The sequence below is a fragment of the Pseudoalteromonas sp. SG44-5 genome, assembly GCF_014164175.1.
Taxonomy (GTDB): Bacteria; Pseudomonadota; Gammaproteobacteria; order Enterobacterales; family Alteromonadaceae; genus Pseudoalteromonas; species Pseudoalteromonas nigrifaciens.
Map to the genome: position 1 here is coordinate 85,473 of NZ_JACJES010000005.1, position 21,382 is coordinate 106,854.

The 21,382-nt window shown below is 40.2% G+C and carries 16 protein-coding genes; 14 read left to right on the top strand and 2 right to left on the bottom strand.

What is annotated here, in order from left to right:
- The first annotated feature begins 64 nt into the window (after positions 1-64).
- The 3 genes from rpe to trpS are packed head-to-tail and all read left to right on the top strand — an operon-like array spanning position 65 to position 2,450.
- Positions 65-748 (top strand): ribulose-phosphate 3-epimerase, encoded by a 684-nt coding sequence (rpe, locus tag H5079_RS08080; RefSeq protein ID WP_089368799.1) that lies wholly within the window; start codon positions 65-67, stop codon positions 746-748.
- Positions 748-1,413: a phosphoglycolate phosphatase gene (locus H5079_RS08085; protein WP_182683871.1), complete on the top strand. Its 666-nt coding sequence runs from the start codon at positions 748-750 to the stop codon at positions 1,411-1,413. The genes rpe and H5079_RS08085 overlap by 1 nt, the downstream gene beginning before the upstream one ends.
- A 32-nt stretch (positions 1,414-1,445) precedes the next feature.
- Complete coding sequence (gene trpS, locus H5079_RS08090; protein ID WP_011329353.1) at positions 1,446-2,450, top strand: tryptophan--tRNA ligase; 1,005 nt, start codon at positions 1,446-1,448, stop codon at positions 2,448-2,450.
- A 146-nt stretch (positions 2,451-2,596) separates the two neighbouring features.
- Here trpS and uvrA read toward each other — a convergent pair whose 3' ends face one another.
- Positions 2,597-5,419 (bottom strand): excinuclease ABC subunit UvrA, encoded by a 2,823-nt coding sequence (gene uvrA, locus H5079_RS08095; protein WP_182683909.1) that lies wholly within the window; start codon positions 5,417-5,419, stop codon positions 2,597-2,599.
- 161 nt (positions 5,420-5,580) lie between these two features.
- On the opposite strand from uvrA, the gene H5079_RS08100 reads away from it, so the two are divergent.
- The 6 genes from H5079_RS08100 to H5079_RS08125 all read left to right on the top strand — a co-directional run bounded on the left by H5079_RS08100 (position 5,581) and on the right by H5079_RS08125 (position 16,245).
- Positions 5,581-6,948, top strand: a complete 1,368-nt coding sequence (locus H5079_RS08100) for an MFS transporter (RefSeq protein WP_011329351.1) — start codon at positions 5,581-5,583, stop codon at positions 6,946-6,948.
- A 20-nt stretch (positions 6,949-6,968) separates the two neighbouring features.
- Positions 6,969-7,703 carry a single-stranded DNA-binding protein gene (ssb, locus tag H5079_RS08105; RefSeq protein ID WP_011329350.1) on the top strand — a complete coding sequence of 245 codons (735 nt, stop codon included), beginning with the start codon at positions 6,969-6,971 and terminating at the stop codon, positions 7,701-7,703.
- Positions 7,704-7,896: 193 nt separating this feature from the next.
- Entirely contained in the window at positions 7,897-10,704 is a 2,808-nt protein-coding gene (locus H5079_RS08110; protein WP_182683872.1) for an Ig-like domain-containing protein, read from the top strand.
- Positions 10,705-13,425: a TonB-dependent siderophore receptor gene (locus H5079_RS08115; RefSeq protein WP_182683873.1), complete on the top strand. Its 2,721-nt coding sequence runs from the start codon at positions 10,705-10,707 to the stop codon at positions 13,423-13,425.
- Between the two features lie 165 nt (positions 13,426-13,590).
- Positions 13,591-14,751 (top strand): cytochrome-c peroxidase, encoded by a 1,161-nt coding sequence (locus H5079_RS08120; protein ID WP_182683874.1) that lies wholly within the window; start codon positions 13,591-13,593, stop codon positions 14,749-14,751.
- A gap of 186 nt (positions 14,752-14,937) precedes the next feature.
- Positions 14,938-16,245: an EAL domain-containing protein gene (locus H5079_RS08125; protein ID WP_182683875.1), complete on the top strand. Its 1,308-nt coding sequence runs from the start codon at positions 14,938-14,940 to the stop codon at positions 16,243-16,245.
- Between the two features lie 2 nt (positions 16,246-16,247).
- Here the strand turns inward: H5079_RS08125 and H5079_RS08130 are convergent, their stop codons facing one another.
- A complete protein-coding gene (locus tag H5079_RS08130) occupies positions 16,248-17,156 on the bottom strand; it encodes a 1-aminocyclopropane-1-carboxylate deaminase/D-cysteine desulfhydrase (RefSeq protein WP_182683876.1) in 909 nt (302 codons plus the stop codon).
- 76 nt (positions 17,157-17,232) lie between these two features.
- Between H5079_RS08130 and H5079_RS08135 the strand changes: the two genes are divergently transcribed.
- The 5 genes from H5079_RS08135 to mshL are packed head-to-tail and all read left to right on the top strand — an operon-like array spanning position 17,233 to position 21,381.
- Positions 17,233-18,165 carry a hypothetical protein gene (locus H5079_RS08135; protein ID WP_011329344.1) on the top strand — a complete coding sequence of 311 codons (933 nt, stop codon included), beginning with the start codon at positions 17,233-17,235 and terminating at the stop codon, positions 18,163-18,165.
- Positions 18,162-18,761 (top strand): PilN domain-containing protein, encoded by a 600-nt coding sequence (locus tag H5079_RS08140; protein WP_011329343.1) that lies wholly within the window; start codon positions 18,162-18,164, stop codon positions 18,759-18,761. Before H5079_RS08135 ends, H5079_RS08140 begins: the two co-directional genes overlap by 4 nt.
- Positions 18,758-19,444, top strand: coding sequence for an agglutinin biogenesis protein MshJ (locus tag H5079_RS08145; protein WP_182683877.1), 687 nt, complete (start codon positions 18,758-18,760; stop codon positions 19,442-19,444). Before H5079_RS08140 ends, H5079_RS08145 begins: the two co-directional genes overlap by 4 nt.
- The gene (locus H5079_RS08150; RefSeq protein WP_041454587.1) at positions 19,422-19,745 is read left to right on the top strand and encodes an agglutinin biogenesis protein MshK; all 324 of its coding nucleotides are present in this window, start codon (positions 19,422-19,424) and stop codon (positions 19,743-19,745) included. Before H5079_RS08145 ends, H5079_RS08150 begins: the two co-directional genes overlap by 23 nt.
- Positions 19,723-21,381 carry a pilus (MSHA type) biogenesis protein MshL gene (mshL, locus tag H5079_RS08155; RefSeq protein ID WP_011329340.1) on the top strand — a complete coding sequence of 553 codons (1,659 nt, stop codon included), beginning with the start codon at positions 19,723-19,725 and terminating at the stop codon, positions 21,379-21,381. Before H5079_RS08150 ends, mshL begins: the two co-directional genes overlap by 23 nt.
- Position 21,382 lies beyond the last annotated feature (1 nt).

Here is a 21,382-nt window from a genome sequence, read left to right on the forward strand (position 1 = left end):
TACTTGGGTAACATCATTAATTAAGTTACATTAACGCAATATATTATTCATTGTCGGATTAACTATGTTGAACCCAGAAAAAAAATACTTAATAGCCCCTTCTATTTTATCTGCTGATTTCGCTAAACTAGGTGAAGATGTTGATAGTGTACTTGCTGCGGGTGCCGATGTGGTTCACTTTGACGTGATGGATAATCACTATGTGCCTAACTTAACCATTGGCCCTATGGTGTGTAAAGCGCTTAGAAATTACGGTATTAAAGCGCCTATTGATGTGCATTTAATGGTTAAACCAGTTGATAGCCTTATTCCTCAGTTTGCCGAGGCCGGCGCTTCAATTATTACTTTTCATCCAGAAGCCAGTGAGCATATTGACCGCACATTACAATTAATAAAAGATCATGGCTGCCAAGCTGGTTTAGTGTTTAATCCAGGCACTAGCTTGAGCTTTCTTGATCATGTGATGGATAAAATTGATGTTATTTTAATAATGTCGGTTAATCCAGGGTTTGGTGGGCAAAGCTTTATTGCGCATACTTTAGAAAAACTACGCCAAGCAAAACAACGTATTGTAGAATCGGGTCGCAATATACGCTTAGAAGTTGATGGCGGAATAAAAGTCGATAATATTGCCGCTGCTGCAGAGGCGGGTGCTGATATGTTTGTAGCGGGTTCAGCCATTTTTAACCAGCCAAATTACCAAGAAGTTATCGATCAAATGCGTGAGCAATTAGGAAGTGTTAAATAATGAAGTACGACCTAGCCCTGTTTGATTTAGATGGCACCTTAGTAGATAGTGTATACGATTTATACATAGCACTTAATCTTACTTTGAGCGACTTAGCATTTCCGATTGTTAGCCAGCGCTTAGTAGAAAGCTGGGTTGGCAATGGTATAGAAGTATTAGTAAAACGCGCACTGAGTGGCGAAATGCAAATAAGTGAGCATTTAGATAAAGCACTTAGCGATAAAGCATTTTCATTATTTTACCAACATTATGAACAGCAAGTAGGTGAATATAGCGTACTTTACCAACATGTTGAAACTGGGCTTGCTGCCCTACGTGGTATGCCCAAGGCATTGATCACTAATAAAGATCGTTTATTTACCGAAAAATTACTGGATAAGTTAGCCTTAACGAGTCATTTTGAGCTAATAATTTGTGGTGATGACATGGCTAAAAAGCCATCAGCAGAGCCGTTGTTATTTGCCTGTAATAAACTAAATGTTGAGCCCAGTAAAGCGATTATGATTGGCGACTCTAAAAGCGATATACTAGCTGCCAATGCAGCTAAAATTGACGTTATTGCACTGAGCTATGGTTATAATCAAGGTGAAAACCTTAAGGACTATAATCCACAGTACCTATGCGATAACTTCTTAGATATAATACCTGTTCTTACACAGCGCTAAGTGCTGTTAATTAAGCAAAATAAAGGAAAATCATGAGTAAACCAGTAGTTTTAAGTGGCGTGCAGCCAACCGGTGGTATGACAATAGGCAACTATGTTGGCGCTATTAACCAGTGGCTAAAGTTACAGGAAGACTATGATAGCTACTTTATGCTTGCAGATCTTCACGCAGTAACTGTGCGTCAAGACCCTGAATTACTTCGCTCGCGCGTTTTAGATGGTGTAGCGCTTTATACTGCTTGTGGTATTAACCCAGAAAAAGCCGCGTTATTTGTGCAATCGCAAGTACCAGAGCATGCACAACTTGCTTGGGTATTAAATTGTTATGCACAAATGGGCGAACTTAATCGTATGACCCAGTTTAAAGATAAGTCGGCAACGCACGCGCACAATATTAATGTGGGCTTATTTGCTTACCCAGTATTACAAGCGGCCGATATTTTATTATACCAAGCAGAGCAAGTGCCGGTAGGGGAAGATCAAAAGCAACACCTTGAACTAACCCGCGATATCGCAACACGTTTTAACAACCTGTATGGCGAGGTATTTAAAATACCTCAAGCGTATATTCCAGAGTTTGGTGCGCGTGTAATGAGCTTGCAAGATCCGCTGAAAAAAATGTCTAAGTCGGATGAAAATCTAAATGGTTTTATTATGATGTTAGATGAGCCAAAAAAGATTGAGAAAAAACTGAAAAAAGCAGTTACCGATTCAGACGAACAAGCGCGTATTTACTTTGACCGAGCTGAAAAGCCTGGAGTGTCAAATTTACTTACCTTGTTAAGTGTGGCAACTAAACGTTCAATTGAAGATTTAGTGCCAGAGTACGAAGACAAAATGTATGGCCATCTGAAAAAAGACACTGCAGATGCTGTAGTGGCAATGATTGAGCCAATTCAAGCGCGTTTTAAAGAGATCAGAGAAGATCAAACACTCCTTAATAACATCATGAAGCGTGGCGCAGAAAAAGCCAGCAGCCAAGCCGAAGGTACGTTAAAAGCTGTGTACGATGCACTTGGTTTTATTCCTCGCGGCTAAACCTTGCTAGTTAAAATGATCAATAAAAATGCCGCTTTATTTATAAAGCGGCATTTTTGTTTTATTAGTGTATTTGGCGGTTAATAAAAGAAGTTAACCACCAAATACACAAAAAAATGAATAGCTACCCAGCTAAGCTGCACTCGTTATTTAAGCAGTTCTTTTAAATAACGGCCAGTATGCGAGCGCTCACACTCGACTACTTGCTCAGGTGTACCTGCAATGAGTATTTCACCACCGCCAGCTCCGCCTTCAGGGCCTAAATCGATAACCCAATCTGCGGTTTTAATAACATCGAGGTTATGCTCAATAACAACAATAGTATTACCGTGATCGCGCAAGCGATGAAGTACAACAAGCAGCTGTTCAATATCGGCAAAGTGTAAGCCTGTTGTTGGTTCATCAAGTATGTATAGCGTTTTACCGGTATCGCGTTTTGACAGCTCGCGGGCTAATTTAACTCGCTGTGCTTCACCGCCCGAAAGCGTTGTAGCTGCTTGGCCTAAACGAATGTACGATAAACCTACGTCCATCAGGGTTTTAAGTTTGCGTGCAATGGCCGGTATTTTATCAAAGTAGTCGTGGGCATCTTCCACTGTCATGTCGAGTACTTGATGAATATTTTTACCCTTATACAGTACTTCAAGGGTTTCGCGATTATATCGTTTACCCTTACACACGTCGCACGGCACGTACACATCAGGTAAAAAGTGCATTTCTACCTTAATTACGCCATCGCCTTGGCAAGCTTCACAGCGTCCTCCTTTAACGTTAAAGCTAAAGCGACCTACTTTATAACCACGAGAGCGCGACTCTTGCGTACCGGCAAATAATTCACGAATACCAGTAAAAATACCAGTATAAGTAGCCGGGTTAGAGCGTGGTGTGCGGCCAATTGGGCTTTGATCAATGTCGATCACTTTATCAAAATGCTCAAGCCCTGTAATTGATTTATACGCAGCGGCTTCGGCAGTCGTTGCGCCATTTAATTCAGTATGCGCAAGCTTAAATAAGGTGTCGTTTATGAGCGTAGATTTGCCCGAGCCAGACACACCTGTTACACAGGTCATTAAGCCAAATGGAATTTTTAAATCAACATTTTTTAAGTTGTTACCAGTAGCGCCAAATAACTCCAGCCATTTATCGTTAGTGGGGTGGCGTAATTTAGGTATTTCTATTCTACGTACACCGGATAAAAACTGCCCAGTAACCGACTCTTTACAGGCTAAAATATCGTCGCGAGTACCTTGGGCAATTATATGCCCGCCATGCACACCAGCACCTGGGCCAATATCAATAATGTGATCGGCTGCGCGAATGGCATCTTCGTCGTGCTCAACCACAATGACCGTGTTACCTAAATCGCGTAAATGCACCAATGTTTTTAATAATCGGTCGTTATCGCGCTGATGCAAACCAATTGATGGCTCATCCAGTACGTACATAACACCCACTAGGCCTGCGCCAATTTGGCTAGCAAGGCGAATACGTTGTGCTTCACCGCCCGAAAGCGTATCGGCACTTCTATCGAGTGAGAGGTAATTTAAACCCACGTTAATTAAAAACGATAAACGGTCGCGAATTTCTTTTAATATTTTTTCAGCTATTTGGCCTCTTTGTCCGGTTAGTTTTAACCCTTCAAAAAAGTCCATTGCTTCACCAATACTCATATGGGTAATAGTGGGTAAGTTAGTTTGGCCAATAAATACATGGCGCGACTCTTGGCGTAAACGCGAGCCATGACAGCTAGGGCAGGCCTGGCTGGTTTGATACTTTGCTAGTTCTTCACGTACCGAGTTTGATTCAGTTTCACGGTAGCGACGGTACATATTATTAAGTACCCCTTCAAACTCGTGATTACGGGTAATTAAATCGCCGCGGTCGTTACGGTAGCTAAAGGCTATTTTGGTAGTGTCGGAGCCTTCTAAAATAATTTTTTGCGAGGCTTTATCTAAATCCTGATATGGCACATCTAAATCAAAATTATAATGCTGCGCAACGGCTTGTAGCATTTGGTAATAATAAAAACTGCGTTTATCCCAACCTTTAATTGCGCCACCGGCCAAGCTTAGTTCAGGGTTTTGTACTACGCGGTTTGGATCAAAATATTGGCGTACGCCTAGGCCGTCACAGCTTTGGCATGCTCCGGCTGGATTGTTAAACGAAAACAATCTTGGCTCTAACTCGGTCATGGCATAGCCACAAGTAGGGCAGGCAAAATTAGCCGAAAACAGCATTTCTTCTGCGCTGCTGTCATCCATATAAGCTATGTTAGCCACGCCACCCGACATTTCTAATGCAGCTTCAAATGACTCAGCTAAACGCTGTTGTTGGCCATCTTTTACTTTAAAGCGGTCTACAACTACTTCTATAGTATGTTTTTTATGTAGATCAAGTGGCGGTGGATCCGATAGGTCACATACTTCGCCATCAATACGGGCACGAATGTAGCCTTGGCTCGCCAATTGCTCAAGGAGCTTAACATGTTCACCTTTACGCTCTTTTATTACCGGTGCAAGCAACATGAGTTTACTGCCCTCAGGCAGAGCTAAAACAGTATCGACCATTTGGCTAATAGTTTGTGCGGCTAACGGTAGGTCGTGAGTTGGGCAACGCGGTTCGCCCACGCGGGCAAACATTAAACGTAAATAGTCATAAATTTCGGTAATCGTACCCACAGTCGATCGCGGGTTGTGCGATGTTGACTTTTGCTCAATAGAAATAGCCGGAGAAAGACCTTCAATATGATCTACATCGGGTTTTTCCATCAGTGACAAAAACTGCCTTGCATACGCAGAAAGTGATTCAACATAACGACGCTGCCCCTCTGCATACAAAGTATCAAATGCAAGCGAAGACTTACCCGAACCAGATAGGCCAGTAATAACAATTAGCTTATCACGTGGGATGGTTAGGCTGATGTCTTTTAAATTGTGCGTGCGGGCGCCTCGGACTTCAATGTTTTCCATGCTATCTCGTCTATTACCAAAATTATTTGTCCAGTATCGCATAATACGTAACATTATTAATCTATGATCAATGAAAAATCCTTACTTATGACGATTAATTATTAGTAAGCTTATGGTAGAATCTCAGCCTAAATTTTCCACACAGTAAGATCACGCAAATAATGACCGCATCTTCACTTAATTCACGAGAAAAACGCGCGGCTATATCGCTAGCTAGTGTGTTTGCATTTAGAATGCTCGGCTTATTTATGCTGATGCCTGTATTAGCTATTTATGGCCAATCATTGGAGGGCTTTTCGCCTATCTGGATAGGCTTTGCTATTGGCGCGTATGGTTTAACCCAAGCGGTATTGCAAATACCTATGGGTCGATTGTCTGATAAAATTGGCCGTAAAAAGGTTATTGTTGGCGGCTTACTAATGTTTGCGCTGGGCTCGGTAATAGCGGCATTAGCCGATTCAATTCAAATGGTTACAGTTGGACGTGCGTTACAAGGTATGGGCGCTATAGCCAGTGCATTACTGGCGTTTGCTTCCGATTTAAGCCGCGATGAACAACGCCCCAAAGTAATGGCTGTTATTGGTATGAGCATAGGCATGAGCTTTGCGTTTGCTATGTTACTTGGGCCAATCGTCGCTGCCTCGTGGGGTATTTCGGGGGTATTTTGGTTAACCGCAATATTAGCTATAATCGGCATATTTATAGTGACTATGCTAGTACCTAATGCGGTTAATAAAGCTCCTAAAGGCGATACGCTCGCCAGCTTTAGCGATATTAAAAAATTGATTAAACACCCGCAGCTAGCGCGCTTAAATGCGGGCGTATTACTATTACATTTAACCCTCACTACTATTTTTGTAGTGTTACCGAGTCAGCTTATTAAAGATGGCTTAGTGGCCGATAATCACTGGCATTTATATATCCCAGTATTATTTTTAGCTTTTTTATTAATGGTGCCTATTATGATAATCGCCATTAAAAAAGAGAAAGAAAAGCAGGCATTTATTGGCTCCGTTATACTGTTAATGTTGAGCATGCTGGCTATGTCGGTATGGGTTAACAGTATTGTAGGTATTGCTGCTTGTATGCTGTTGTATTTTGTTGCATTTAACTTTTTAGAAGCCACCATGCCAGCGCTAGTATCGCGTATTGCACCAGCAAGCCAAAAAGGTTCTGCCATGGGTGGGTATTCTACTAGCCAGTTTTTAGGTGCCTTTTTAGGCGGTATGCTTGGCGGTTATGTAGCACAAACCACAACAACGCAAGCGGTGTTTGCGGCAGCGGCACTTGTTGGGTTAATATGGCTTATTATTGCGTGGAAAATGCAAGTCCCACCCAAAAGTAAAGTTATTAGCTTAATGACCAAATTAGACTCAGAAGAGCAGGCACAGTCGCTTGCTTCTCTGTTAGTTGCTTTACCTGGCGTAATAGAAGCAACTGTAGTGCGCGACGAAAGCCGCAGCTACTTAAAGATTAATGATAAAGAATTTGACCTAGACCAAGCACGTAAAGTAGCTGGTTTAATCTAACGTTTATAGGAGATAGTTCCATGGCACGCGGTGTGAACAAAGTAATTTTGGTTGGTAATTTAGGACAAGATCCTGAAGTACGTTATATGCCTAATGGCAACGGTGTAGCAAATATCACCTTAGCAACTTCAGATAGCTACAAAGACAAAAACACTGGCCAAATGGTTGATAAAACTGAGTGGCACCGTGTGGTATTTTTTGGCAAATTGGCAGAAATTGTTGGCGAGTATTGCCGCAAAGGTTCACAAATTTATGTTGAAGGCAAACTTCAGACACGTAAATGGACTGATCCACAAGGCCAAGAAAAATACACGACTGAAATTGTAGTTGACGGTTTTACCGGCCAAATGCAAATGTTAGGGAGCCGTGGTGGCGACCAGCAAGGTGGACAACAAAGCGGTGGTTACCAAGGTAATCAATCACAAGGCGGACAGCAAAGTGGTGGTTATCAAAATAACCAATCACAAGGCGGCCAACAAAGTGGTGGTTACCAAAGCAACCAGGGGCAAAATAACCAACAGCAAGGCGGTTATACTCCACAACAGCAGTCTGCACCAGCAGCACAGCCACAGTCGGCTCCTGCACCACAACAAAATAACCAATATCAGCAGCCACAAGGTGGTTTTGCACCACAGCAAAGCAGTGCACCACAACAGCAAGGTGGCTTTGCTCCTAAACCGCAAAATGCTCCACAAGGCGGCGCGTCTAACCCAATGGAACCAACCATTGATTTTGACGACGACATACCATTCTGAGGAATACATAAATAGAATATAGAGTGTCAATTTAGGCATTTAATATTATCTAAACCCAGCGTAACTGCTGGGTTTTTTGTTTTTAAAATGAGGTTTTAAATAGAGTTCAGGGTAGATTAATATTATTAAAGCGATTGATATTGATAATAGTTTGCATTAACATGCGCCTTCGGTTTTTATCTGAGAAATAGGCATGTCTCTTAAACGTTTAGCTTTAGTAATAATCTTTGCAGCATTAGCGCTCACTGGTTGCGGCTCTGGTGGTGGAGCTAACTCAGCGCCTATTTTTTCACAAGCCAGTTACCAAATCCAACTAAACGAAGACAGTGTTGCAAGCTTAATGGTTGCTGCAACCGATGCAGAAAACGACCTTCTGACATTTTATTTAGCAAATGCTGCGGCTAACGGCGCAGTTGCTGTTAATGCTAATAGTGGTCATATTAGCTATACCCCCAAAGCCAATTTTAATGGCGAAGATAGCTTTCAGGTTGCAGTATCTGATGGTGGAAACCTAACTACTAGTCGTGTGCTGGTAGTTGTTACAGCAATTAATGATGCACCAGTTATTCATATCGATAAAGTGATTGTGAGCGGTGGTGAAATTAAGCGCGGCAAAGTTAATGTATCCGATGTAGATAACGACCCCCTCAGCTATAGTATTTCACGCCCAGCAGAGCATGGCACTTTGCTAATTAATGCTAGCAATGGCGAAATTAGTTACCAAACTACACGCCTAGAAAATCTAGAGGATAGTTTTGAGCTAACGGTTGCAGATGGCAATGGCGCTGTGGTGAGTAAAAACTTAATTATAACCACTAATTTGTCGACTAATGCTGATCGCGCTTATTACTACTATGCCAGTGATGAATCGCATTTAAAGCAGGCGGAGTTACTTGCAAGCGAGTTACAAAATGATATTAATCTAAGCGCAATAAATGCATCGCTTGCAGTAGGTTATGCACAAGCTGGATTAAATAGTGAAGTTACACGTTTAACCTCGGTTGATAAAATAGCGCGTAATAATATACGCGCTATTGCCTTGTTAGAGGTAGCTACCTTATATAGTAAGCAAGGCAATAACGAGCAGGGTAATGAACTGCGTTTAACAGCAAAAAACCTTTATGCAGAGTACGTTGCAGCCAAAGGAATTAGTGCCTTTAATAGTGAGGATCAGCGTTTTTATAATGATTTAGCTTTGTCTTACTTACAGGCGGGTGAGTCTGAGTTGGCAAGTGTTAGTTTTAATATTCTCGATATTTTATTTAGCTCGGCGCTAGGAGAGGAGCAAACAACGCAAGCCTTATTGCTTTTTTTTGGTTATCGCGACCGAGTAGAGGATGTGGTTAATAATTGGCGTCAATCTCGAAACCAAGCCGACTACGATTATGCACTTAGTATGGCCGATAGGTTGTATCGTTATGCCAATATGATTGGCTACAGTTATGTAAAAAATAATAAAAATGGCAATCAAGGAAAACCCTATTTTAGCTCACGCCAAGCAGCGCTGAGTAATGTTATGGCAAACTACCTGGCGTTAAATGCAACACAAAAAGCCAAGTCAGTACTGGCCGATATATTTGCTTTATATGGGGTTGTTAATATAGACGCAGATTATCCGCGTACAGCTAATCAATATGCAAACGTAACCAGCATGGAATACCCGTATGGCTTAATTAACACCGCAGCATACTTTGTGCAGCTTTATCCGGCACTTGATGTTGAAAGCAAGTTTTTAAGCGCCTTTGAAAAAGACAGTAGTCATTACCAGTTAGCTAAAAATAAGGCAGCAGATGCACAATTGCTAGCACATGTACGTAATTCGGCCGATATAGATAGTAGCTTGCAATTAATTTTAGCAACACGTGATGCTAATAATTTACGCCCACTGTTTACTCAGCTAGTTGCATTTAATGCGAGTAAACTAGGTGCCTCGGGAATTTATATTGAGTTAGGGAATTATGACGCGGCAGCTAAGTTTATTGCCACAGGCATTGAGTTACTTAGCTCTGAAGCATATTTAGCACAGAATATTAAAAACCACGTATTTGTTACTGGTGCTACAGGGTGTCAGCTTGCGTTAGAGCAACTACTCACCATTATAAATATTACACATGACGAAAAGTACCAAACTCAAGCGGCCAACACACTACAAACATGCCGCGAAATAGCATTAACAAAATACAGCCAAGTAGATGGTATTAACGTATTTAAAGAGGATGTTGTTGATGCCAATATCGATCTTATTCCTTATCACCAAGCTTTAGGTCAAACCGCCGAAGCCGCGCCATTAGTTAATAAAGTGCAGCAGTATATTGCAACTTACACTGAGCAAGCGCTAATACAAAAAATTACGGATATTGGTAAGTTGGGCAGTGCGCTTGGCTTAAATGGTCAGTTTGCTTTAGCAAACCAGTATTATGCGCAATATATACAGCTGGTAATACAGGGTGAAGAAAAGGTCGCTCTCGCTGAGCGTTTTGCTCTTAGTGAGAAATTTTTTGATGGCTCTAGCAAATCAAAAATTAACTTTAAGCAGTACTTAAATCAGCTGTTGTATGTAGCGGGCACAAAAGCAGAATATGCCTCATTAATTACTGCAGCTAAAAGTATGTGGGCAGAGCTTATTGATTGGAATTTGGCGCGCTTAGAAAGTGCTTCATTGCAGTTACAAGTGCGTTATTTGCCTGTGTTTGCAGATCAATACGCCCAGCTTACTATGTTTAAAAGTGCTTATAAATTAACAGAAAAAGAAGTTTTAGGTGTAGTAGAAAAAGACGCTATAGCAACAAATGTTATAGGCCGTTTGAGCCGTTTTGACGCCTTTATAGGCTCAGAGGTTGCCAGTGTTGACACTGATAACGATGGCAAGGCGAACTTTTTTACCGCCCATGCAAGCGCACAAATGATTGCTAATTCAGGGATAGAATTAGACTTAGATAGCGACAACGACGGTGTCAACGATGACAGTGATGCGTTTCCATTAAATCCGAATCGACATTAAATGCAATATTTAACATTTATAGCGCTAGCTTGTACTTCGCTCACGCATGTTGCAGCTGCAGCGCAAAGCACAGTGCTAGATGAAGCAAGTGCAGCAGAGAAAACACCGGCTAAAGTAATTGCTACAAGTCACTATCAACAATGTAAAAAAAATACTGATACTTGCAGCGAAAATATCGAAATTATAGAGGTAACAGGGCAGCGACCAAACCCTATTTCGGTAAGTAGCCAAGGGGTGTATACCCTTGACAGAAAAATGCTGCGAGACTATCGCTTTGGTAATGGTAACTTAAACGATGTTTTAGGGGTTTTACCTGGTGTGCAGTATGGTGAAACTGCTTATGCTGCGGATCAGGTTAGTAATATTAAGCCATCGGAAGTGTCGCTTGCAGGTGCGCAAGGTAATGCTACAGGGTATTTAATTGATGGATTATCTAATAACTCAAACCTTAATAATGACAGCGCCAATTTTGACAAAAACTTAGCGCAAGATGTAAGTGGTCACACTCAAGCTGTTTTTTTAAATTTAGATTTAATTGACCATTTAGAAGTATACGACAGTAACATACCGGCAAAATACGGTAATTTTACTGGTGGACTAGTTAAAGCCGAAACCCGAAAAGCGGGCGATAAACTGCAATTTGGCATTAATTATCGGCAAACGAGTGACGATTGGGTTGAGTATCATAAGCTTTATGCCCCCGACTTTAGTGGCGATAACGAACTTAACAGTGCTATTTTTAATAAGCGTGATTTAAGTACCTACATTGCTACCCCACTAACCGATAAGCTGGGGTTTATTGGCCAATTTCAATATACGCAATCACAAGAGAGCCTACAGCAATTAGGGCAAACACGACTACAGCAGCAAACCAATTATAACGGTTTAGTAAAACTAGATTATGCAGCAACCGCTAACGATGACTTTTCATTTAGCTTTTTATTTGCTCCTTATAAAGGTGATTACTTTGATGTAAATGCTAAAAACAGTGATTACAACATTGAAGGGGGAGGCAATAACGCATCACTTACTTGGCAAGCAGATAGGAGTTGGGCTTATATTAAAACCCAGCTTGGTTATAGCGATAGTCGCAACAGTAAAAACACCAGTTCGATACGTTATGCTTGGCTAAATATACCGGGTACAGATTGGGGTAATATTGATGGCTCTATTACCAGTTTAGAAGGCGGCTTTGGCGATATAGAAAAGCGACAACAAACGGTCAGTTTAAAACAAGATTTCGAGCTTGCCAGTAAGACATGGCTGGGCGCTTATAGTAATTTATCGTTTGGTTATGAGTTAGCTCAGCAAAACTCAGTATTTGACCGCCTAGAAGATGCAATTGTATATAATGGCGCTATTGTGTCGCCGCAAATAGATTGTGCAGGTTATACACTTGACTGTATTGAAACGCGTTTATATCAATCAGTGGCAGATATAGAAGCAAAACTTGGACACGCACTTGATTTATCAAATCCCGATGACTTTTTAATTTATCAAAATAACTTCGCTACAACAGGGCAGTATTTTCAATATCGCCAAATTACACCTAAATCAACAGCTAGTGTAAAGCTTAATCAATTGTCGGCTTATGTAGAAAATGAATTTGAATGGCAAAATTACAGTTTAAATTTAGGAGTGCGTTACGATTATAACGATTTTCTTAAAAACCATAATTTTGCCCCACGACTACGTGGCAGCGTATCGGTATTTAATGATCAAGGTAAAATAGTGCTCGGTGCTAATCGGTATTATGCAGACGACTCAATTAGTTATAAGCTAAACCAAGCCATGCAGCCTAGCTATACCGAAGTGCGGGCTATCTATCAGCAACAGCCACAGCAATGGCAAGCGCAGTTAAGCAACCGCGGCTATCGTTATGTTTACTCTGATTTAAAAACGCCGTTTAGTGATGAGCTGTCGGCTGCTTATCGTCATCAATTACTAGGCGGAACGCTGGAGTTAAAATGGCTGTATCGAGAGCAGCAAGATGCGGTTAACCGTGTAAAAGGCACTAACGATGTAGGCGAAGCCACTTTATTTGGTGCTAACTCGGGCAGTAGCCGGTATCAGCGTTATACCTTGTCTTGGATGGCAACTTACAATAATCAACATGTTGAATTTAATGTATCGCATGCAACTAATACCACCAGTCGCGAGCAATTTGATGGTGAACCGCGCTCTTTTAATGGCGATGGGGACGCTTTTTTAGATTTTTCGTATGATGATAATGAGTTGGTTTTTTTACGTTCTGATCATTACGATATTGCCGGAAGTACTAATAAAGCTAATTATTATTTAGTAACTCGACATGATATGGAGTTAGAAAAACAAGACTTTAACCGCCCGGTGATTGCAAATTTAAGCTGGGGTGGGCAGTGGGATAATTGGACGCTATCGGCCTACGCACGTTACAACGGTGGGCAAGATGCTATTTACGCCACGAGCAAAACGCAATCAATTAAAGAAGCCAGTAATATTTGTGATGGATGTGCGCCAAATCGCCGTGAGTACCCTGTGTACCGTATTGAAAAACGCCCTGCATTTTGGCTGTTAAATACCAGTGTTAAATACACTGTGGCGGTAGCTAATAACTACCAAATAACTTTGAGCTTTGAGGCGGAAAACATCTTAAATAAACGTACCTATCAAATTAGCCCGTATAATACAGGCATTGAGTTAGGACGTCGGTTTTGGCTAGGGGCCAATATTAATTACTAACAGATTGAACTGTAAGGTTTTTTTATTTCTCTAGTCAGGTGCAATTAACGGTGAAAGTAGCTACTAGAGATAGACTTTTTATCCAGAGCTCTGGTTATTTACTGTTATAGCTGTGGTTTAGCCCCGTAACTTGACACACATTTACTTAAAACACGATAAAAACTTATGCGCTTATTATTTATTAATATCTTATTTTTTGTTGCTACTTGGTTTAACTTAGCCAATGCAGATTCAATCGATTTTACTCAGTTACGTGAGCAATATTTAAAGCCGCAAGAACAGTGGCCTAAGCCCAATTTAGATGCAGATATTACCCATGCTGAAATTACACTTTTACCAGAGGTAACATTTCCTAAAAACAATCAATTTAGTGCCGCAAAAATGCGTTTAGGCGAGCAGTTGTTTAACGACCCTAAACTATCTCGCTCTGGGCAAGTGGCTTGTGCGAGTTGTCACGATCGAGATTTAGGTTGGGCTGATGGCCGCAAACTTTCTTTTGGACACGATAGGTTAAATGGCAAGCGTAACGCACCAAGTATAGAAAATGCAGCATTTTGGCAGTCTTTATTTTGGGATGGACGCGCGCAAACTTTAGAGCAGCAGTCGTTAATGCCCGTTGAAGATCCCGTTGAAATGAACTTTACTATTGCAGAGCTAGAAGCGCGGATCAATCAAGATCAAGCTTATCAAAAAAAGTTTAACCAGGTATTTGGGCAAAGCGAAATAACCGCTACACGCATTGCCCAAGCTCTTGCTACCTACCAACGCACTATAGTGTCGCGCAATTCGGCCTTTGATTACTTTGTAAAGGCTGGTGAAACTCAAGATAAAAAATTAAAGCAACAGCTACAACAAAAACTCAGTGATCAAGCGTTGTGGGGGCTGCACTTATTTAGAACTAAAGCACGGTGTATTAATTGCCATTCTGGAGCGCTTTTTTCAGACAATAAATTTCATAATTTGGGGTTAACTTACTATAAACGAAAGCGTGAAGATCTTGGTCGTTATAATGTGACCAAAAACCCTGACGATATAGGCAAATTTAAAACTCCCAGCTTAAGAAATGTGATGAATAGTAAGCCGTGGATGCATAATGGTGTGTTTCCTTCTATTGCGGGTGTTTTAAATATTTATAATGCTGGTGGCTTTGTTTTTAATAAAGATCCTAACGATCCTTTGTCACCACAAACATCTAAAATACTGCAGCCTTTATCGTTAACGAGCAAAGAAAAAAAAGCTCTTGAGGCATTTTTACACTCTATTACTAGCGCTCCGGCTGCGGGTCCGCACAAAACGTTTATAGTACAAGAGCTAAATGAGGTATAACGTTTTAAGTTATTTAGAGAAGTTTATAAACATTATTTCTTAGCTATAAATGCAATACTAAACTTTTACTATTACCTTGTGCTTCTTGGGATCTTAGACAACACTTTAGCTAGTAATTTAACTAGCGAGTGCGTTATGCAAAAGGGTAAGCTTAAGTTTATTAACCGCTTTAAGGCTCATCTTGTTGTGTTGCTAAATTTAATTATATTAGCGGCAACTCGCTGGGTTGCTCATTTAGCAACCCGAGTAGCGTCATTGAAATCAAGGTTTAATGTAAAGCATAAAGTAGAGGCAGAAACAGCGCCTACTAATACTTTAGGTAATGACCGCCTTTTAAGTGAGAGTAGTACGGCAGCAGCTTATAATATATTTGCCCTGATCGAGTGTCATTGTCATTTTGATCCCAGTACTGATCTAGAAGCTAGTTTTAAAATTCTACTTGCAAAAAACTTACCTGCGTTAAACTATATTTCAGTTAAATTATTAAGTGCGGGTAACTTAGCGGTAACCATAAAGCATATTCCAATCATTAAGTTAGAGCTGTACATTGAGTGCTTAAATTTTTGTGCACTAACAATATGTAAAAAGCATCAAAAACACTTAACGGCAAAAAATGTAAAAATAGGCCTGTGTAATTACAGAGCAAGTGCTAATCAAACACTGGTTTATCAACAAGCAAAATCTGCGTTAACTTTATCGCAGCAAAGCCCATTACAGCATTGTCATCGCTTGGGAATAAGCCATAGCCGAGTAAATATATTTTCGAATAACCAAATAATAAAAAGCATTAAAAAAAATAAGTTTGTAATTTATTTTCAGCCTTTATTTGAGCTCGATAGTGGGCGTATTTTGCAACATGAAGTGTTGATTAGAGTACGCGGTGGCGCTAATGAGTTACTGCTAGCTAATGCTGGCATTAATCAGCTAGATAATGATCAAGACGCATTTTTATTTGATCAAGCAATTATCATCAAAGTTAAAAAGCTATTACTAGCAGATACTTCAGCCGCAATTATTAGCATTAGCTTACATCCTAAAAATTGGTTTAACAAAGCGTTTTGGCAATGGCTAATAACGCAAGTAAGCGATTTTAAAATAGAGCATAAACTACAATTTGAAATAAATGCAGCAGACTTTTTTAAATATCAAATACGTTTACAAGGCGTATTAAAAATAATAACTAAGCTAAATTATCAGATTATTATTGATGGTATTAAAAGTAGCGACCATATTATTCAACTGGTTAATTATCCACAAGTTTTAGGAGTTAAATTAGCCTACGATTTAGTGCACTCAATAGAGGCAAGCGCGCATCAACAAAGTTGTGTAAAAAACATTGTAAATGCGTGCCAGTTATTAAGTATAGCGGTATTTGCTAGTGACGTAGAAACCAAACAAGAGCTACAAATGCTTACTATTTTAGGGGTAGATGCCGCGCAGGGGTTTTATTTTACGCAGTTGTTGCCTGATTTTACACAAACCGTATTTCATTAATTTTAAATAAGTCCTCTGTATTTTAAACCATCTAATCCTTGTAACCCACCCGTATGAACCGCAATAATTTTACTGCCTGGCGCAAAGTAGTCCTGCGCAATTAATTGCCACAAAGCATGCATCATTTTACCAGTATAAATAGGCTCTAATGGCAGTTGGTGCTCAGTTTTCATGTATTGGCAAAACTGCCAAAGTTCGGCAGAAAACTTACCATAACCACCACCATGAAAATCACATAATAATTGCCAATTAGTTTGTGAAGCGGCTTTAGGGCTAAGCGCTTTAATTTCATCGCGTAAATAGTCTGCTTGTTTTAGTACCGCAATTCCCAGTACCGTTGTATTAACTGAACTGCCTTCAATAAGTCCCGCTAAGGTGCCACCGCTTCCTGTGGGGCAAACTAAGTAGTCGTGCTTAGGTAAGCTCAGGGCAAGCTCTTTACAACCCTCAAGCGCCAGTTTATTTGTCCCACCTTCAGGTAAAATATAGGCATTAGGGAAACGCGATTGTAACTGCGCTAAATAATCGCTTTGGTTACGTTGTTTGTACTCTATACGTGTGATTGGGTGTAGCTGCATACCACATTGCTGTGCGAACAAAAGTGTAGGATTGTTAGGGTCTAGTTCTGGGCCGCGAATAATCCCGTGCGTTTTTATATTAAAAAACTTGCCAGCCGCCGCACACGCATGAATATGATTAGAAAAAGCACCACCAAAAGTGAGTAATTCAGTTTTTTTAAGCGCCTGCATCTGGGCTAAATTGTATTTAAGCTTTCGCCATTTATTTCCACTTATGAGGGGGTGGAGTAGATCATCGCGCTTAACGCCTAAAAATATATTTTTGCGCTTTAATAAATCACTATCTATTTGTTGTATTTGATTGTTTTCATTTATTTTAAGTTTATTTAACATTATTTGTAATAATCACTTGGCAAAGTAATGAAAATGTACGACAGTTAGTACATCGACTAATAATAATAGTAGCTATATGAAAAGAAAACTGTTTTCACTGTTTTCCTTGTTCAAGCGTAGTTTAGATAAAAATACAGTTGTAGGTGTAGCAACATATGCTAATACCGTTAATGCAGTCTGTTTAAAAAAACAGTATGGACACTGGAAAATACACAAATATCACAGTGTAGAGATCACTGAAAAACATGACTATACTGCTGCAATTACGCTATGTACGCAACAGGTTAGTAGTGATGTGTGCGCAGTGAACTTAGTTATTCCTCATTCTCTTTATCAAATTGTACAAATAGAAAAACCCGCACTAAGTGATGAAGAGATCATTCAATCGCTACCGTGGACAACGAAAGATCTAGTCGATATTGATCCTGAAAATATTGTTGCTGATTTTATTGATTATCCAATTACATTGCCGATGCAAAGTAAAAAAATGAACGTGTTTATTACCAGTAAGCTGCAGTTATTGCCGTTTATAGATAGTTTTAAGCAGGTAAAGCCTCTTTTACGCACTATGACATCAGAGGAAATGACTCTTGTAACTCTACTCGGCACGAGTAAAGACGCCCACATGCTCATTGTGCAGCATGCCAGCTTTGAGCCACGTATTTTAATTATTCGCGATGGGCAGCTATTACTTACTCGGCGTTTAAATGGCTTACTGGGTATGTCAGATAAAGATCAAAGCCAAGAGTTGGTAGAGGCATTTGGACTTGAAATTCAGCGTTCTATGGACTTTTTTGAGAGCCAGTTGAAGCAGCCACCTATTCGCAGTATTCAGCTACAGTGTGACGATTTGACGTCACTAACACTTAGAGCAGAGTTGGCTGAGTTTTTACAAGTTAAAGTGATTGATTTTAAACCAACCCTAGACCTAGCACAGCAATTAGAAACGCAATATTACTACGCATTGGGTGCGGCTTATCAATTAACTGAGCCGGAGTCTGTGATATGAAAACCCGGATTAACTTTTATCAAAAGTCCTTACGTGTAAGGCGTGATCCAGTATTACTGCAAAATATGCTAATACTGTGGGGTGGCGCGTTAATTATTATTGCTATTGTGTGGTCACTTTATGCCTACAAAGAACATGCAAACCATATACTTTTACAGCAAAGTAAAGTGCAGCTTAAGCAAGCTAAAACTCAGCTAGAAGTGGTAAAACAGCAACTTGCCGATAAACAAAATAAAACATTATTAATAAGTGAATTAAAAACACTACAGCAAGAAATACAGCATAAACAACAAGTGTTTAGCTACTTAGCGCAAACATCAGCACAATCTAAAACCGATTATGCCGAAGTAATGCGAGATTTAGCGCAATATCATGAATCGAATATTTGGCTTACCGAAATTCAGTTTATAGGCCAAAAAGTTACTTTGCATGGGCAAACCTTACAGTCTAAGTATTTACCCATTTGGTTTAGTAATTTAAAGCAATCCACTTTTTTTGCTGATAAAGAGTTCTCAGTGCTGGAGCTAGCTACTGAAGATGGGGTTAGCGAGTTTAACGTTGCCACCGACCTGAGCGGTAAGGGAGTTAAGCCATGAGCCAAAATAAAGAGAGCAAAAAAACAAGTTGGCCTACTTGGGTTAAGTATCAAGCGCAGTTTGCGGCATTGCAAAAACGTGAGAAGTACTTAACGCAGTTTGTTGGTTTGTTAATCATTATTTACTTAGGTTTGTTATTTTTTATTTTTCCACAGCAAGATGCAGTTAGTCGAATTGAGTCGCAGCAGCATTCAATATTGCAAGAGTTACAGCAAGCAAACGACCAACTTTCTATGTTAGAGCAGGCGCTTAGCCATAACTATACCCAAGTTTTACAACAGCAAATAGCGCAAGCAAAACAACGGCAGCAGCTCATTAATAAACAGCTTAATACCTTTAGCCAAGGGTTTATTGCTGCTAAAAAAGTGCCCGCGGTATTAAAAGACTTATTAATTAACAGCACCGAAGTGCAAGTTGTGAGTTTTAAAGTAAAGCCAGCTAAAGCAATTGATGTAGAAAAACTAGGGGAAAATGATACACAAACGCTATTTTTTGAACATCAAATGGTGCTTACCTTACACGGTAGTTACTTTAATTTAATGCAATATTTAGCTGCGTTAAAAAGTAATCAAAACAAATTATTAATTCAAGAGTTTAGCTATCAGGTACAGACGTATCCGCAAGCTGAGTTAACTTTGCAAATTGCTACGGTGAGCGCGAATGAAAAATTTATTGCGTTATAGTTTTTATATTTTAATGGTGTGCCTTGTCACACCTAGTGCTGCAGCGCAGCTACTGGATCCAACTAAGCCCGCAATGTTTATCAGTAATGGCGTAGTGGTTGCACAAAAAACGGAGTTTAAGCTGCAATCTATTATTAAAAATAGTACGGCATATAAAGCGATTATTTCAGGGCATCTATATAAAGCAGGCGATGCTATAGAGGGGTTTCGAGTGCTAAGTATCAACTCAAAACATGTTGTGTTAGCTAATGATGATAAGCAAATAAAATTAGAATTATATGACTATAAAATTAAAAAATAATTTATCTAGCCCATGGTTGGTGCTTTTATTATTACCGACGTTTTTAACTGCTTGCCATAGCTTTAAGCCGGGTAAAGAGCTTAAATCGCATATTGGACAAGAGTTTGCGGCCGATTCAGCTCAAGCTAAAACTATTGCGCCACTAGAGATGCCCAATGAATTAGCACAAAGCTTATTATCATCAATTAATAACGAGCAAAGTCTGAGTGATGACTTGGCTATAAAGCGTTTTGATGTGGCCGCTAATGACGTTGAGATGGGAGCATTTTTTGCAGGGCTAACCGACGGTACGCCTTTTAGCGTAGCAGTTCATCCTCAAGTAAGTGGCACTATTAGCCTTAATTTAAAAGGGGTTACATTTGATGAGGTGATTGCGGTTATTAAACGCATGTACCCGTTAGATATTGTAAACGAAGGGCGCATTGTGCAAGTGCTGCCCGCGATCATGCGCACCGAAACTATTCCTGTTAACTATTTAATGATGCAGCGCCATGGGCAGTCAACCGTGAGTGTCGTGGCCGGTGGTGTGAGCCAATTAGCACAAAATAGCGGTAGCTCCAGTGGTGGTTCAAGTAACAGTGGACAACAAAATAATGAGTTTGGTGGTGGCAGTCAAAATTTAGATTTAAACGGTTCACGTATTCAAACAATTAATAAAAACGATTTTTGGCAAGAGCTAGAAGTAGCGCTTAAGTCGCTCATTGGTGCTAACGATGGCCGCTATGTTATCACCAGTCCTCAAGCCAGTTTAGTTACCGTAAATGCTTTGCCAAGTGAAATTAGCCAGCTAAAAGAATTTTTACGCCAAAGCCAAGAAAACCTGCAACGCCAAGTAATTCTTGAGGCAAAAATTATAGAAATAACGCTAAAAGATGAGTACCAGCAAGGGGTTAACTGGGAGCGTATATCAAGCGGTTTAGGCAGCAGTATATCCTTTGCTACTACGGCAGGTAATTTTGGTAATAACCTTTCAGCATCGCTTGGCGGGGTATCGTCGTTAACCATTGAACGCGGCGATTTTAACGGCGTGATTAATTTATTGGAAACCCAAGGCGACGTACAAATGTTGTCAAATCCTAGGGTTACAGCCACTAATAATCAAAAAGCAGTGATAAAAGTAGGTCAGGACGAGTATTTTGTTACTAATGTGTCGAGCACCACAGTAACCGGAACCTCAACCACCACTTCGCCTGAAATTGACTTAACGCCGTTTTTTTCGGGGATTGCTTTAGATGTTACGCCACAAATAGATAAGTATGGCTCGGTTATTTTGCATGTCCATCCGTCGGTAACCGAAACCCAAGAGCAGCTAAAGGTAATTACCTTAGATGACCAACGCTTTGAGTTGCCGCTTGCGCAAAGCAATATTAGAGAGTCAGACACTGTTATTCGCGCTCAAAGCGGTGAAATAGTGGTTATTGGTGGCTTAATGCAAACCTCAACGCAGGACGAAGAAACCAAAACACCTATTCTTGGCGATATTCCCATATTTGGTAATTTATTTAAAAACATACGTAAACGCCAAGAGAAAAAAGAACTTATTATTTTGATCCGCCCAACAGTGGTTATGCCCGACACTTGGAAAAAGCAGCAAGCCGAAAGCCGTCAGCTTTTAGACACTTGGTATAAGAACTAAT